General features: G+C 65.3%; 12 protein-coding genes and 3 pseudogenes. 10 read left to right on the top strand and 5 right to left on the bottom strand.

Annotation, left to right across the window (positions count from 1 at the left end; translation table 11 throughout):
• Nucleotides 1-40 precede the first annotated feature (40 nt).
• Nucleotides 41-904, bottom strand: a complete 864-nt coding sequence (gene ygfZ, locus JCM9942_RS04510) for a CAF17-like 4Fe-4S cluster assembly/insertion protein YgfZ (RefSeq protein ID WP_054657946.1) — start codon at nucleotides 902-904, stop codon at nucleotides 41-43.
• 267 nt (nucleotides 905-1,171) lie between these two features.
• Between ygfZ and sdhC the strand changes: the two are divergent.
• From sdhC to JCM9942_RS04465, 9 genes and pseudogenes are all read left to right on the top strand, one after another.
• Nucleotides 1,172-1,563, top strand: a pseudogene (gene sdhC, locus JCM9942_RS04505) (succinate dehydrogenase, cytochrome b556 subunit).
• On the top strand, nucleotides 1,560-1,943 hold the full coding sequence (gene sdhD / locus JCM9942_RS04500) for a succinate dehydrogenase, hydrophobic membrane anchor protein (RefSeq protein WP_054657944.1): 384 nt from the start codon (nucleotides 1,560-1,562) through the stop codon (nucleotides 1,941-1,943). The pseudogene sdhC and the gene sdhD overlap by 4 nt, the downstream one beginning before the upstream one ends.
• 3 nt (nucleotides 1,944-1,946) lie before the next feature.
• Nucleotides 1,947-3,737: a succinate dehydrogenase flavoprotein subunit gene (gene sdhA, locus JCM9942_RS04495; protein WP_054657942.1), complete on the top strand. Its 1,791-nt coding sequence runs from the start codon at nucleotides 1,947-1,949 to the stop codon at nucleotides 3,735-3,737.
• 17 nt (nucleotides 3,738-3,754) lie between these two features.
• Nucleotides 3,755-4,540, top strand: a complete 786-nt coding sequence (locus JCM9942_RS04490) for a succinate dehydrogenase iron-sulfur subunit (RefSeq protein WP_054657940.1) — start codon at nucleotides 3,755-3,757, stop codon at nucleotides 4,538-4,540.
• A 117-nt stretch (nucleotides 4,541-4,657) separates the two neighbouring features.
• On the top strand, nucleotides 4,658-4,912 hold the full coding sequence (locus JCM9942_RS04485; RefSeq protein WP_054657948.1) for an FAD assembly factor SdhE: 255 nt from the start codon (nucleotides 4,658-4,660) through the stop codon (nucleotides 4,910-4,912).
• Nucleotides 4,913-4,946: 34 nt separating this feature from the next.
• A complete protein-coding gene (locus JCM9942_RS04480; RefSeq protein ID WP_157722765.1) occupies nucleotides 4,947-5,312 on the top strand; it encodes a hypothetical protein in 366 nt (121 codons plus the stop codon).
• A 23-nt stretch (nucleotides 5,313-5,335) separates the two neighbouring features.
• Nucleotides 5,336-6,577, top strand: coding sequence for a lipoprotein-releasing ABC transporter permease subunit (locus JCM9942_RS04475; RefSeq protein ID WP_054657936.1), 1,242 nt, complete (start codon nucleotides 5,336-5,338; stop codon nucleotides 6,575-6,577).
• Nucleotides 6,570-7,280 (top strand): lipoprotein-releasing ABC transporter ATP-binding protein LolD, encoded by a 711-nt coding sequence (gene lolD, locus JCM9942_RS04470; RefSeq protein WP_054657934.1) that lies wholly within the window; start codon nucleotides 6,570-6,572, stop codon nucleotides 7,278-7,280. Before JCM9942_RS04475 ends, lolD begins: the two co-directional genes overlap by 8 nt.
• Before the next feature lie 106 nt (nucleotides 7,281-7,386).
• On the top strand, nucleotides 7,387-7,839 hold the full coding sequence (locus JCM9942_RS04465) for a DUF6491 family protein (RefSeq protein WP_054657932.1): 453 nt from the start codon (nucleotides 7,387-7,389) through the stop codon (nucleotides 7,837-7,839).
• A gap of 36 nt (nucleotides 7,840-7,875) precedes the next feature.
• Here the strand turns inward: JCM9942_RS04465 and JCM9942_RS04460 are convergent, their stop codons facing one another.
• The 4 genes and pseudogenes from JCM9942_RS04460 to htpG form a co-directional block, all read right to left on the bottom strand.
• Entirely contained in the window at nucleotides 7,876-8,136 is a 261-nt protein-coding gene (locus tag JCM9942_RS04460) for an oxidative damage protection protein (protein ID WP_256202299.1), read from the bottom strand.
• A 34-nt stretch (nucleotides 8,137-8,170) separates the two neighbouring features.
• Nucleotides 8,171-9,249, bottom strand: a pseudogene (gene mutY / locus JCM9942_RS04455) (A/G-specific adenine glycosylase).
• Entirely contained in the window at nucleotides 9,249-10,586 is a 1,338-nt protein-coding gene (gene ftsY, locus JCM9942_RS04450) for a signal recognition particle-docking protein FtsY (RefSeq protein WP_054657930.1), read from the bottom strand. Before ftsY ends, mutY begins: the two are co-directional and overlap by 1 nt.
• A 120-nt stretch (nucleotides 10,587-10,706) precedes the next feature.
• Nucleotides 10,707-12,610: pseudogene (htpG, locus tag JCM9942_RS04445) on the bottom strand (molecular chaperone HtpG).
• 198 nt (nucleotides 12,611-12,808) lie between these two features.
• Between htpG and JCM9942_RS04440 the strand changes: the two are divergent.
• A partial coding sequence (locus JCM9942_RS04440; RefSeq protein ID WP_172675044.1) for an RsmD family RNA methyltransferase occupies nucleotides 12,809-13,021 on the top strand: 213 nt, incomplete at its 3' end.

The raw sequence follows: 13,021 nt of genomic DNA, 5'->3' as shown, positions 1-13,021 counted from the left end.
TGCCGGTACTGGCCAGCGGCTGGAATGGGTGCCGGGGTGATCAGCGGGCCAGACCGTCCAGCAGCTCCAGCCGCGCGGCGTCCTCACCATTGATCCGTAGTGCGGCTGGCGGCAGCTCCAGTGGCAATACCGCCAATGCCAGTGCGCCGGCACAGCTGGCCACGGTGCCGACGCTGGCATCCTCCGCGCTCACGCTGTCGCCGGGCGAGGGGGTGGCAGCGGTGTGCAGCAGCGCAAGCGAGCGCTTGGCCTTGCCCAGGAAGTGGGTGCGCGCCACGATTTCCTGTCCCGGGTAACAGCCCTTCCTGACGCTGTAGGCATTGAGCCGGTCCAGCCCGAGTTGCTGCGGGGTCCATTGCTCGCGCTGCGTGTCGATCAGACGCGGCAGGCCTAGGCGCAGGTCGGACTGGCGCCAGGCCAGCTCTTCTGTCGCACTGGCCTGCTGAGCGCCGCTGGCTGCGCCAAGGCGCAGGCTCCGGGGCAGCTGCGGCGTACCCACATCCAGCTCCAGGACACCGCCTTCAAGCTGCGCGATCTGCGCACCGGTGGCCTGGGCCGGTGCTTGGAAGGCGCCGCTCACGCAGGGGGTGGCTTCCGTCGTCAGGGTGACTTTGCGGCGGAAGACGAAGCGGCGCAGTTGCTCGGCCATGGCTTCCGCACCGCCGTCATGACAGACCAGTAACAACTGCTGGGCATCCACGCGCAACAGCTGAAACGCAGCAACCACGCGGCCTTTGGCCGTCAGCCAGGCGTTCCATTGCCAATGGCCGTCATCGAGCGCGACCACGTCATTGGCGAATTGGGCTTGGGCGAAGGGGACCGCATCGGGGCCGGCAAGACGCAATACCTGCGGCTGGGCGAGCATGCGGAAACCGTTGAAAACAGGGGCGAGGTTGTCAGACACGTGACTGGGGACTAAAATTTGTGCGTTGCGAGACCGACAATGATAGGCCAAACAACCCCCACTCCCGAGACCGAAACTGAAGCCCCGCAGGCACCGGAAAAGCAGCCGCTTCCCGAGGCTGATGCGGTGCCGCAGGAAATCGGTGGTCGCGGCGGACTTGATCCGGTGCGATACGGGGATTGGGAGAAAAACGGGCGCTGCATCGATTTCTGAGCAGCGTACAGCCAACGCGGCATTCCGCCGCCCAGCCGAGATACGAGTCAGCGAATGGCGAACAGACCCCGCCCCCTTTCTCCGCACCTGCAGGTGTATCGCTGGCAGATCCAGATGGCCACCTCGATCCTGCATCGAGCTACCGGCATCATTCTGGCTGTCGGCGCCCTGATCATCGCAGGCGGTTTGCTCGCCCTGATGATGGGCCCTGAGTCCTGGAGCTGCTTCACCTCCCATGCCGGCGCCTGGTACGGCAAGGTGATCCTGTTCGGTTGGACCTGGTGCTTTGCCTACACCTGTGCAATGGCATCCGGCACATCGTGCAGGACTTCGCCATCGGCTACGCCAAGCCGACCTTCATCCGCAGCAGCTGGGTGTCGGTGATCGCATCGCTGGTCATCACCGCGCTGATCTGGGCCTACGCCTGCATGGGAGCTGCCGCATGAGCAAGTACCGCACCCCGCTCAAGAATGCCCGCGGCCTTGGCAGCGCCAAGTCCGGCACCGAGCACTTCATCCACCAGCGCCTGACCGCAACCGCACTGGTCGCCTTGACCCTGTGGTTCCTGTGCTTCGTGCTGAGCCTGATGAACGCCGACTATGTCACCGCCGTGGCTGCCGTGGCCAAGCCGTGGAATGCCATGCTGCTGGTCGGCTTCCTGGTGGCCATGTTCTGGCACGCGCAGCTCGGTCTGCAGGTCGTGCTGGAGGATTACATCCACAATTCGCTGCTGGCCCTGGCCCTGCAGACCACGGTGAAGTTCGTTGCCGTGATCGGCGCGATCGTCAGCATCTTCGCGGTTGCCCGCGTTGCGCTTGGGAACTGATACATGTCCGCTTACAACATCACTGAACACAAGGTCGACATGGTGGTCGTCGGCGCCGGTGGCGCCGGCCTGCGCGCGACCTTCGGTCTGGCCCAGAAGGGCCTGCAGACCGTCTGCATCACCAAGGTCTTCCCGACCCGCTCGCACACCGTGGCGGCGCAGGGCGGCATCTCCGCCGCACTGGCCAACATGGGCGAGGACGACTGGCGTTACCACTTCTACGACACCATCAAGGGGTCGGATTGGCTCGGTGACCAGGACGCCATCGAGTACATGTGCCGCGAGGCCATTCCGGCGATCATCGAGCTGGAACACTACGGTGTGCCGTTCTCGCGTACCGAAGACGGCAAGATCTACCAGCGTCCGTTCGGTGGCATGACCACCAAGTATGGTGAGGGCCCGTCCGCGCAGCGCACCTGCGCCGCGGCCGACCGTACCGGCCACGCGATCCTGCACACCCTGTACCAGCAGTCGCTGGCGCACAACGCGCAGTTCATGATCGAGTACTTCGCGCTCGACCTGATCATGGACGAGGAAGGCGTCTGCCGCGGCGTGCTGGCGCTGGACATGGCCGAAGGCACCCTGCACCTGTTCCGTTCGCAGGGCGTGGTGCTGGCTACCGGCGGCTACGGCCGTGCCTACTTCAGCGCCACCTCGGCGCACACCTGTACCGGTGACGGCGGTGGCCTGGTGGCCCGTGCCGGCCTGCCCCTGCAGGACATGGAGTTCGTGCAGTTCCACCCGACCGGCATCTATGGCGCCGGCTGCCTGATCACCGAAGGTGTGCGAGGCGAGGGTGGCATCCTGCGCAACAGCAGTGGCGAGCGCTTCATGGAGCGCTACGCGCCGCATTACAAGGATCTGGCATCGCGTGACGTGGTGTCGCGTTCGATGACCATCGAAATCCGCGAGGGCCGCGGCGTCGGCGAGCACAAGGATCACATCCTGCTCGACCTGACCCACCTGGGCCCGGGCGTGATCGACGAGAAGCTGCCGGGTATCGCCGAAAGCGCCCGCATCTTCGCCGGCGTCGACGTGCACAAACAGCCGATCCCGGTGATCCCCACCGTGCACTACAACATGGGTGGCATCCCGACCAACTACCACGGTGAAGTGGTGCGCAAGGTCGGCGACAACCCCGATGCGGTCGTGCCGGGCCTGTACGCCATCGGTGAAGCCGCATGCGTTTCGGTGCATGGTGCCAACCGTCTGGGCTCCAACTCGCTGCTGGATCTGGTGGTGTTCGGCCGTGCCGTTGCCAACCGCTGCGCCGAGACGATCAAGCCGGGTGCCTCGCACAAGACCCTGCCGTCCGATGCCTGCGACAAGGCGCTGGGTCTGCTGGACAAGCTGCGCCACGCCAATGGCGATACGCCGACGGCGGTGATCCGCGACAACATGCAGCGCACGATGCAGGCTGACGCGGCCGTGTTCCGCACCAGCAAGACGCTGGAAGAAGGCTGCCAGAAGATGGCGCAGGTGTTCGATTCGTTCCAGGACGTCAAGGTTTCCGACCGCTCGCTGGTCTGGAACTCGGATCTGATCGAAACCTACGAGCTCAACAACCTGCTGCTCAACGCTGTGGCCACCATCAACTCGGCCGAACAGCGCAAGGAAAGCCGCGGTGCCCACGCGCACGAGGACTTCCCGGACCGCGACGACGTCAACTGGCAGAAGCACACGCTGGTCACCGTCGACGAAAAGGGCAAGTGCAGCTTCGACTACCGTCCGGTGCACATGTACACGCTCAGCGATGACGTGTCCGTGGTGCCGCCGAAGCCGCGCGTCTACTGATCCGGGGAACTACGAAAATGGCTGAATTTGCACTCCCGAAGAACTCCCGGCTGACCAAGGGCAAGCACTTCCCCGCCAAGAGCGGTGCGAAGAACACGCGGACCTTCAAGATCTACCGCTGGAGTCCGGACGACGACCAGAATCCGCGGACCGACACCTACGAGATCGATCTCGATGCGTGCGGCCCGATGGTTCTGGACGCGCTGATCAAGATCAAGAACGAGATTGATCCGACCCTGACCTTCCGCCGCTCCTGCCGCGAAGGCATCTGCGGTTCGTGCGCGATGAACATCGACGGCACCAACACGCTGGCCTGTACCCGCGCCATTGCCGATTGCGGCAAGGCCGAGGTGCCGATCTACCCGCTGCCGCACATGGACGTGGTCAAGGATCTGGTTCCGGATCTGACCCACTTCTATGCGCAGTACGCCTCGATCAAGCCGTGGATCCGTACCCAGACCCCGGCGCCGCCGGACCGTGAGCGCCTGCAGTCGCCGGAGGACCGCAAGAAGCTCGACGGCCTGTACGAGTGCATCCTGTGCGCGTGCTGCTCGACCAGCTGCCCGAGCTACTGGTGGAACGGCGAGCGTTACCTGGGCCCGGCGATCCTGCTGCAGGCTTACCGCTGGATCATCGACTCGCGTGACGAGGACACCGGTGCGCGTCTGGACGACCTGGAAGATCCGTTCAAGCTGTACCGCTGCCACACGATCATGAACTGCGCACGGACCTGCCCGAAGGGCTTGAACCCGGCCTTGGCCATTGCCGAGATCAAGAAGCTGATGATGGCGCGCCGAGCCTGATCCAGCGGTTTTCCGCCAGGCATCCGTGCCTGGCGACTTTGGCGGCACCGGCCTTTGGGTCTGGTGCCGTCTTCGTTTCTGCCGTGGACTGGCCACGGCTTGCAGGACAGGTGGATGATGAGCCCGGAAGAAGAAATCGAGCTGAAGAAGCTGCGCTGGCGCTGCCGACGCGGCATGCGCGAGCTGGACCAGCTGTTCGGTCGCTATCTGGACCGCTGCTGGGTGCAGGCGCCGGCAGCAGAGCGCGCGGTTTTCCTACAGCTGTTGGAGACCGAAGACGATAAGTTGTGGCGCTGGTCCATGGGCTACGAGGCTTGCCCCGATGCGCAACTGGCACAACTGCTCGACAAGATCCGCGCCTTGCCGGTGTGAGTGGCGGCCATCGCGCTGGCTGGCGCTGGTGATGATGGCGCTGGGCCTCGGCGCGGCCATCGCCTTGATGGACTGCGCGTTGCCGCGCCTGTATGCGGCGCCCGCGGCGTTGTGCGTATTGGCCGTCTGCGTGTGGAGCTGTCGCCGCGAGTTGCGGCGCCCGCCGCGTCAGCTGCTGGTTCCTATCGCGCCATCGCCGGTGCTGGTGGACGGCGCGCCGGTCACCGCCGTGGAGTTGCTCGAGCGCGGGCCGCTGACGCTGCTGCGCTTCAGGCAGGGCCGCCGCCGCAGCAGCTGTCTGTTCTGGCCCGACACGTTGGATTCCGGGCAGCGACGTGAACTGCGACTGGCCGTTCGTACCCATGCCGTTTCCCGCGACGCGCCGACGGTGGCACCATAGCGGCAGTTCACGGGCACACACGCATGTTCAAACCCTTACCTGTCGCAATCGGATTGCGTTACCTGCGTGCCAAGCGCCGCAACGGTTTCATCTCCTTCATCTCGATGGCATCGATCCTGGGTATCGCACTCGGGGTCATGGTGCTGATCACCACACTGGCGGTGATGAGCGGTTTCCAGAAGGAGATCCGCGACCGCCTGCTGCAGATGTCCGCCCATGCCACCGTCAGTGCCGATGGCGAGGCGATGTCCAACTGGCAACATGCGGTGGATTTGGCGATGAAGGATCCACGCGTGGCCGGTGCCGCGCCGTATATCGAGATCCAGGCCATGCTGGCCGGCCCGCGCGTACAGGGTGCCATCGTGCAGGGCATCGACCCGGCACAGGAGCCGAAGGTGTCGGTGATCGGCGAGAAGATGGTCAAGGGATCGCTGGACAGCCTCAAGCCCGGAGAGTTCAACATCCTGCTCGGGAAGGAGCTGGCGATCTGGCTCGGCGTCGGCGTCGGTGACAGCGTGGTCGCCACCCTGGCCGAAGTGCAGGGCACGCCGATGGGGGCGATGCCGCGGGTCAAGCGCTTCACCGTCAGTGGGATCTTCGAGGCCGGTTCCAACGAGGTCGACCGTGGCGTGGCCTTCACCAACATGCAGGACATGGAACGGGTGCTGCGCATGGACGGGGCCACCGGCGTGCGCCTGAAGATGCATGACATGGACCAGGCCTACACGGTGGCGCGCGATCTGGCAGTCAATCTCAACGGCTATTACCGCGTGAGCGACTGGACCCAGGAAAACGCCAACCTCTACCACTCGTTGCGCATGGAGAAGACGGTGATGGGCATCCTGCTGTCGCTGATCATCGCGATGGGGGCGTTCAACCTGGTGTCCTCGCAGGTGATGCTGGTCACCGACAAGCAGGCCGATATCGCGATCCTGCGCACCCTGGGCCTGACTCCGGGCGGGGTGATGCAGGTGTTCATGGTGCAGGGCACCTTGATCGGGCTTTTCGGCACGCTGGCCGGCGTGATCGGTGGCATCACCCTGACGCTGAATCTGGAGCGCATCCTCGGCCTGATCGAGAGCGCTTTCAACATCAAGCTGCTGCCGGAGGACGTGTATTACATCACCGGCCTGCCGACGGATATGCAGACCGGCGATATCGTGGTGATCACCCTGGTGGCGCTGATGATGAGCTTCCTGGCAACGCTGTACCCGGCCTGGCGCGCGGCGCGCACCCAGCCGGCGGAGGCGCTGCGCTATGAATGAGAATGCACGCATGGAATCGGTGATCCGCGCCGAGGGACTGGGCAAGACCTACGCCGAAGGCAAGATGCACACGCCGGTGTTCGATGGCCTGGACCTGGATGTGGCCGCCGGCGAGACCGTGGCGATCGTCGGCGCTTCCGGTGCCGGCAAGAGCACGCTGCTGCACCTGCTGGGCGGTCTGGATATTCCCAGCGCCGGCGAGGTCTATGTCACCGGGCAGAAGATGTCGACGTTGTCCGATACCGAGCGCGGGCGCCTGCGCAACCGCTCGCTGGGCTTCGTCTACCAGTTCCACCATCTGCTGCCGGAGTTCACCGCGCTGGAGAACGTGATGATGCCGGTGATGCTGGGCGGCAGCGACGCGGCCGAGGCGGGCAAGCGTGCTACGGCCCTGTTGGAATCGGTCGGGCTTGGCCATCGCCTGGAGCACAAGCCGGGCGAGCTGTCTGGCGGTGAGCGCCAGCGTGCCGCGGTGGCGCGTGCACTGGTGAACCAGCCGGCCTGCGTGCTGGGAGACGAGCCGACCGGCAATCTGGATGACAAGACGGCCGCGACCGTTTTCGAGCTGATGTTGGAGTTGAACCGTGCCCAGCGCACCAGTCTGGTGCTGGTGACCCACGACCGGGGTCTGGCGCGCAAGTTGGACCGGGTGCTGGAGCTGCGCCAAGGACGCCTGCACGAGCTGGAACGCGGCCAGGTCTGATCCCGGGTCTTACGCGCCGGTATTGCTGCGGATTTAACTTTGCACGGCGGATGATCGCCATGCGGGTGCCATGCCCGTGGTTACCCTATGTCCAAGGAGTCATGTCATGAGAAAGCTGCTGGTTACCTTGATTGCTCTCGCCGCACTGGCTGGGTGTGCAACCACGGGCAAGTTGTCCAGCGATGAGCGGCTGGCGCTGTATCGCGCCCATGCCGGCGAACCGGTAAAGGATTTCCAGTATTTCGGCTCGCTCAACGGCTGGACCGAGCTGGGCGACAGCGCACTGGCGGTGTGGACCCGCCCCAGTGAGGCATATCTGCTGGAGCTGATGGGGCCATGTATCGATCTGGATTTTGCGCCGGCCATTTCAGTGACCAACCAGATGGGGCGGGTATCTGCCCGGTTCGACAGTGTGATCGTGCTTGGCGCTGGCTTGGGTGGGCCGGGCATTCCCTGCCGGATCCAGACCATCCGGCCAGTGGACGTGAAGGGCCTGCGGCAGACCGAGAAGGCGTTGCGCGAAGCCAGGTTGCAGGAGCGCGAAGCGGCCAAGCCGTAATCGCACCGCGGGCCGCAGGTGGCCCGCGCCTCGGGTTCAGCCCTGGGTGTCGGGCGTCACATAGCCGGCCGGCTTTTCCGCGCCACCAGCGAACAGGTACTTCACCAGTTCTTCTTCCAGAAACGCGCGATGCTTCGGATCGCGCGGCGAGAGCCGGTTCTCGTTGATCAGCATGGTCTGGTGCGCCAGCCACGATGCCCAGGCCTGCTTGCCGATGCCAGTGAAGATGCGCTGCCCCAGCTCGCCGGATAGGGCACGAAATCCAGACCTTCGGTTTCGCGTTGTTCGTACTGGCAGAAGACGGAGCGGGACATGGCGTATTCCTGTTGGATCAGTGCGCCGGGTGGCGCTCTAGCAGTTTGCGGATCGGTGCGGGCAGCCCCAGCGAGGGCAGTTCACTGGCTGCCACCCAGCGCAGGCTGTCATTGTCGCCGACCCTTGCGTGGAGGGCGACCTTGCGCACGTGCAGCGGCTGCAGGTGCAGGCGGTAGTGGCTGAAGGTATGCACGATCGGCGGCAATTCCTTGCTGTTGTCATAGTCACCGGCAATGTTGTCGGCAAACCACTGCCGCATCTGGCTGTCGGTTTCGGCCTGGGGCAAGGTCCACAGCGAGGCCCAGATACCGGTCGGCGGGCGCTTGAGCAGCAGGATGCGACCCTGCGCGTCCTCCAGCAGCAACGCGGTGGCCTCGCGTTCGGGCAGGGTCTTGCTCGGTTTGGGCGTGGGCAGCGACTCGACCAGTCCTTGCGCATGGGCAATGCATGAAGTCTGCAGCGGGCACAGGATGCAGGCCGGCTTGGCGCGGGTGCACAGCGTGGCGCCGAAATCCATCTGCGCCTGGGTGTAGTCGGCCATGCGGCCGGCGGGCACCTGGGTGAGCTGTTCGGCAGCCAGTGCCCACAACTGCTTTTCGATGGCGGGAAGGCCCGGAAAACCGGCAATGCGTGATAGCGGGTCATCACCCGCTTCACGTTGCCATCGAGGATCGGCAACGGGTCGTTCCAGGCCTGGCTGAGGATCGCACCTGCGGTACTGCGGCCGATGCCGGGCAGGGCGAGCAGGGCCTCGAAATCGCGGGGCAGTTCACCGCCGTGCAGTTCAACGCATTGCTTTGCCGCGGCATGCAGGTTGCGGGCGCGGGCGTAGTAGCCCAGCCCGGCCCAGTGCGCCATCACCATGTCGTTGTCGGCGGCGGCCAGATCGGCCAGCGTCGGGAACGACTGCACAAAGCGCAGGAAGTAGGGGGTGACCGTGGCCACCTGCGTCTGCTGCAGCATGATCTCCGACAGCCATACCCGGTATGGCGAACGCGGGTGCTGCCACGGCAGATCGTGGCGGCCGTGCTGGTCGAACCACGCCAGCAGCGGCGCAACGAAGCTGTCGGCGCCGGCGTTGTCCGTGTGCGGCATCAATTGCCGCTGCTGCCCAGCGCTTCGGGCAGCAAGGCGTCGACGAAGGCTTCCGGATCAAACACGCGCAGATCTTCCGGGCGCTCGCCGATACCGGCAAAACGGATCGGAATGCCGAACTCGCGGGCCAGCGCGAACACCACGCCGCCCTTGGCGGTGCCGTCCAGCTTGGTCACCACCAGCCCGGTGACGCCGGCGGCGGCGTGGAACTGGCGCAGCTGTGACAGCGCGTTCTGGCCGGTGGTGCCATCGATGACCATCAGCACTTCGTGCGGAGCGGTGTCGTCGATCTTGCCGAGCACGCGGCGGATCTTGCTCAGTTCGTTCATCAGGCCGGTCTGGGTGTGCAGGCGGCCGGCGGTATCGGCGATCAACACGCTGGTGCCACGCGCCTTGCCGGCCTGCAGGGCGTCGAACGCGACCGAGGCGGCATCGGCGTTCTGGCCCTGGGCGACCACGGCCACGCCGTTGCGCTCGCCCCAGATCTGCAGCTGGGCCACCGCGGCGGCGCGGAAGGTGTCGCCGGCGGCCAGCATCAGGCTGTGGCCCTGATCCTTGAAACGCTTGGCCAGCTTGCCGATGGTGGTGGTCTTGCCGACGCCGTTGACGCCGACGGTGAGGATCACAAACGGCTTGGCGTTGGCGTCGATGACCAGCGGCTTGGCCACTGGCTGCAGCAGTGCGATCAGGTCCGCGCGCAGTGCGGCCAGCAATGCATTGGCGTCGGCGAATTCGCGCGATTTCATGCGCTTGCGCAGGTCTTCGACCAGCGCGGTGGTGGCCGGCACGCCGACGTCGGCGGTGATCAGCGCGGTCTCGATCTCGTCGAGCAGGTCGTCGTCGAGTTTGGGATTGCGCGAGAACAGGCCGCCGAAGCTGCGGGCGAGGGTGCTGTTGCGCAGCCGTTCGCGCCAGCCGAGCTTGCCGGAGGCGGCGGCCGGTGCGGCGCTGGCGGGAATAAGCGCATCGTCGGTCGCCGCGGTTTCGACTGCGGGCACTGCAACCGCTACCGGTGGCGCCTCTTCCTGCGCGGCGGGCATTGGTTCGATCACTGCGGCCGGCGTTTGCGGAGCGGCCGGTACGGCAGCTGTCGCTGCGCTGATGACGGATGCAGGCTGTGTTTCGGCCACCACACTGGCCGGAGCAGGCGTCTCGCTCACGGCCGTGGCAGGGGATTCAGCCGCCGGCGCCGGAAACGCTTCACTGGCATCGATATGCGGTGAGGCATCGGCGGGTGCTTTCGGGAACGCTGCGGCCAGCTCCTCCGCGCTCAGCGTGGACGGCTTGGCGGGCTGTTGGGCGTCGTCGTTCTTCTTGCGGCGGAAAAAGCTGAACATGAGGGAAAAAGGTCTGAAATCAGCGGCATATGCTACCACCGGGGCCCGCAGGGGGGCGGTGGCGGATAAACGCGGAGCCGGCACAGGGCCGGCTCCGGGCGGGAGCTGCATGGGCGCAAGTTACGCCGATAGCTCCAGCAGCAGCTCGTTGAGGCGGCGCACGTAGCCGGCCGGGTCCTTCAGGCTGTCGCCGGCGGCCAGTGCGGCCTGGTCGAACAGCACGTGGGCCAAGTCGTTGAAGCGGTCCATATCGGCTTCCGCGTCGAGCTTCTCGATCAGCGGATGGGCCGGGTTGAACTCGAACACCGGCTTGGACTCCGGTACCTTCTGGCCGCTGGCTTCCAGGATCTGGCGCATCTGCAGCCCCAGATCCTGCTCGCCGATGGCCAGGATCGCCGGCGAATCGGTCAGGCGGTGGGAGACGCGCACTTCGGCCACGTCCTCGCCCAGCGCGGTCTTCAGGCGCGTGACCAGGGCCTCCTTGGTCTTGGCGACTTCCTCCTGCGCCTTCTTGTCCTCTTCGGTTTCCAGCTTGCCCAGGTCCAGGTCGCCGCGGGCGATGTCGACAAAGGACTTTCCGTCGAACTCGTTGAGGTAGCCCATCAGCCACTCGTCGATGCGGTCGGTCATCAGCAGCACTTCGATGCCCTTCTTGCGGAACACCTCCAGGTGCGGGCTGTCCTTGACCTGCTGGTAGCTTTCGCCGGTCAGGTAATAGAGCTTGTCCTGGCCGTCGATCATGCGGGCGACATAGTCGGCCAGGGCCACACTCTGCTCGCCGCTGCCGTCATGGGTGGAGGCGAAGCGCAACAGGCCGGCGATCTTCTCGCGGTTGCCGTAATCCTCGGCCGGACCTTCCTTCAGCACCTGGCCGAAGTTCTTCCAGAAGCCGGCATAGTCCTCCGGCTTGTCCTTGGCCAGCTTCTCCAGCATGTCCAGCGAACGCTTGGTCAGGGCCGACTTCATCGAGTCGATCACCGGGCCGGACTGCAGGATTTCGCGGGACACGTTCAGCGGCAGGTCGTTGGAGTCGACCACGCCCTTGATGAAACGCAGGTACAGCGGCAGGAACTGCTCGGCCTGGTCCATGATGAAAACGCGCTGCACATAGAGCTTCAGGCCCTTGGGCGCGTCACGGTGGTACAGGTCGAACGGGGCGCGACCGGGGGTGTACAGCAGCGAGGTGTATTCCAGCTTGCCCTCGACCTTGTTGTGGCTCCAGGCCAGCGGGTTGGTCGGATCGTGGGCGATGTGCTTGTAGAACTCCTGGTATTCCGCGTCGCTGATCTCGGACTTGGCGCGGGTCCACAGTGCATTGGCGCGGTTGACGGTCTCCCATTCCGGCGTGGCCGGCTTGTCGGCTTCCTCGCGTGGTGCTCTTTCTGCAGCTCGATCGGCAGGCCGATATGGTCGGAGTACTTCTTGATCAGGCTGCGCAGCTGCCAGCCGTCGGTGTAGCTGTCCTCGCCTTCCTTCAGGTGCAGCACGATGCGGGTGCCGCGCTCGGGCTTGTCGATGGTGGCGATCTCGAACTCACCTTCGCCCCTGGAGGACCAGTGCACGCCCTCGCTGGCCGGCAGACCGGCGCGGCGACTGTAAACGTCGACCTGGTCGGCGACGATGAAGGCCGAATAGAAGCCCACGCCGAACTGGCCGATCAGGTTGGAGTCCTTCTTCTGGTCGCCGGACAGGTTCTTCAGGAAATCGGCGGTACCGGACTTGGCGATGGTGCCCAGGTGCGCGATGGCTTCCTCGCGGCTCAGGCCGATGCCGTTGTCGTCGATGGTCAGGGTGCGCGCGGCCGGGTCGGCCTCGATGCGGATGCGCAGTGGCGCGCCGCCTTCCAGCAGCTCGGGCCGGGTCAGCGCTTCGAAGCGCAGCTTGTCGGCGGCGTCGGCGGCATTGGACACCAGCTCGCGCAGGAAGATTTCCTTGTTCGAGTACAGCGAATGGATCATCAGGTGCAGCAGCTGCTTCACCTCGGTCTGGAAGCCCAGGGTTTCCTTTTGGGTTTCTGCGTTCATCGGTCGGTCGTGCTCCATGGCTGACATGCCGCGTGGGGATCGCGGCGGCTGACTCCACGGGTAAGGGTGATTGAACCGATTTCAAGGCTTGGGTGGCCCGGCAGGTGCTTGGTCTATCATTCCCGTCCTGTTTTCCGCTCGAAGGTCCGTGCCGCCAATGTCCTTGATTTCTCGCCTGTTCCTTCCGGTGGTGGGCACATGAACGGCCGCAGCAAGGCGGCCGGTCCAGCTGGTGGCGGACAGGTGCGTATCGTCGGTGGGCGCTGGCGCAATACCCGGCTGCAGGTGCCGGACCTGCCGGGGCTGCGTCCGACCAGTGACCGCGTGCGCGAGACCCTGTTCAACTGGCTGATGCCCAAGCTGCCCGGTGCCCGGGTGCTGGACCTGTTCGCCGGCAGTGGCGCGCTGGGG

Source organism: Stenotrophomonas pictorum JCM 9942, assembly GCF_001310775.1.
Lineage (GTDB): Bacteria > Pseudomonadota > Gammaproteobacteria > Xanthomonadales > Xanthomonadaceae > Stenotrophomonas > Stenotrophomonas pictorum.
The sequence above is the reverse complement of the archived record's forward strand: the minus strand, read 5'-3'. Positions and strand labels throughout refer to the sequence as shown.

Excerpts from the sequence above, each read along its gene's own strand:
- JCM9942_RS04465 (WP_054657932.1), top strand. The coding sequence starts at position 7,387 with ATGAGAAAGCTGCTGGTTACCTTGATTGCTCTCGCCGCACTGGCTGGG.
- ftsY (WP_054657930.1), bottom strand. The coding sequence starts at position 10,586 with ATGTTCAGCTTTTTCCGCCGCAAGAAGAACGACGACGCCCAACAGCCC.
- JCM9942_RS04485 (WP_054657948.1), top strand. The coding sequence starts at position 4,658 with ATGAGCCCGGAAGAAGAAATCGAGCTGAAGAAGCTGCGCTGGCGCTGC.
- sdhD (WP_054657944.1), top strand. The coding sequence starts at position 1,560 with ATGAGCAAGTACCGCACCCCGCTCAAGAATGCCCGCGGCCTTGGCAGC.
- JCM9942_RS04475 (WP_054657936.1), top strand. The coding sequence starts at position 5,336 with ATGTTCAAACCCTTACCTGTCGCAATCGGATTGCGTTACCTGCGTGCC.
- sdhA (WP_054657942.1), top strand. The coding sequence starts at position 1,947 with ATGTCCGCTTACAACATCACTGAACACAAGGTCGACATGGTGGTCGTC.
- lolD (WP_054657934.1), top strand. The coding sequence starts at position 6,570 with ATGAATGAGAATGCACGCATGGAATCGGTGATCCGCGCCGAGGGACTG.
- JCM9942_RS04480 (WP_157722765.1), top strand. The coding sequence starts at position 4,947 with ATGGCGCTGGGCCTCGGCGCGGCCATCGCCTTGATGGACTGCGCGTTG.
- JCM9942_RS04490 (WP_054657940.1), top strand. The coding sequence starts at position 3,755 with ATGGCTGAATTTGCACTCCCGAAGAACTCCCGGCTGACCAAGGGCAAG.